This is a genomic window from Hymenobacter amundsenii, assembly GCF_002204745.1.
GTDB lineage: Bacteria > Bacteroidota > Bacteroidia > Cytophagales > Hymenobacteraceae > Hymenobacter > Hymenobacter amundsenii.
This window is the reverse complement of record NZ_NIRR01000093.1, coordinates 1-1,185: the sequence shown is the minus strand read 5'-3', so window position 1 is coordinate 1,185 and position 1,185 is coordinate 1. Positions and strand designations below refer to the sequence as shown.

The 1,185-nt window shown below is 57.4% G+C and carries 2 protein-coding genes; both read left to right on the top strand.

What is annotated here, in order from left to right; genetic code table 11:
* On the top strand, positions 1–139 hold a 139-nt coding region (locus tag CDA63_RS20045; protein ID WP_133074297.1), incomplete at its 5' end, for an ATP-binding protein.
* A 74-nt stretch (positions 140–213) separates the two neighbouring features.
* A partial coding sequence (locus CDA63_RS21815) for a histidine kinase dimerization/phospho-acceptor domain-containing protein (protein ID WP_126546993.1) occupies positions 214–1,185 on the top strand: 972 nt, incomplete at its 3' end.

The window sequence follows — 1,185 nt, the reverse complement described above, 5'->3', positions numbered from 1 at the left end:
CACCAAGCCCACGGGCGAGGGCACGGGTCTGGGCCTCTCGCTCAGCTACGACATCATCATCAAGGGCCACAACGGCACCCTTCAACTCGAAACCAAAGAAGGCGAAGGCACCGAGTTTATCATTGAACTGCCGGGGTGAGTGTAGTTATCAGTGTGAACTAACTGATTGCCTTATTTCATAAGCCAACCCACTTTTTTCTGCCGTGCCTGCTGATGAAATTGATCATTTTTCCGCCTATACCCAGCATTTTCATCTCGCTGTTCGTCTTCCTGGCGCTGCGGCACTTTTTGGATCTTCCCGAGCGGGCACCGCGGCTGAATTGGCTCCTAAAATACCTCTGGGTATTGGCCCTACCGCTGGTTGTGCTAATGGAAACAGTTGGTAGCAGCTGGGACACAGATGTTCACCTGCTGCTCGATGCGGTTTATGTGGCGCTGATGGTGGTACTGGCCTACGTGGTGCTGCTCCGGCTACGCGGCTTACGGCCCGCCCGGACGCTGCTGCTGGCGCTGGCTCCGTTTGCCCTTTATGCGCTGGCAAAACTACTCAACGAGCTCCTCGCCAGCTTTGTATTGTTCGACTATGAAACCGCCATTAACTTCTATTGGGGGTTCAGCATGGTTTGGCTGGTGGTGGGCACGCTGCTGGCCTATAAACAGCAGAAAATACTGCAGTTAGAGCAACTGGAGCGCGAAGTAGAAGCCCGCATCAAAGCCCGCCACGAAGAGTTGGAGCACTTGGTTGAGGAGCGCACGGTTTCCCTGTTTCAGCAGGCCGAGGAACTGCGCACTGCCTTGCAGGAGCTCAAAATCACCCAGGACCAGCTGATCCAAAGCGAGAAGATGGCCTCGCTGGGCGAGCTGACGGCCGGCATTGCCCACGAAATTCAGAACCCGCTCAACTTCGTCACCAACTTCGCCGATGTGAGTGCCGAGCTGTTGAGCGAGCTGCGCGACGAAAACAACAGGGGAGCAGAGGCAGATACCAAGGTAGCAGCTGAGCTGCTGGAAGATTTGGAGCAGAACCTGACCAAGATTCACCATCATGGGCAGCGGGCGGCCAGCATCGTGCGGGGCATGCTCGAGCACAGCCGCCAGAGCACCGGCGAACGAGCCCCCACCGACCTCAACCAGCTCGCCGACGAGTACCTGCGCCTGGCCTACCACGGCCTGCGGGCCAAGGAC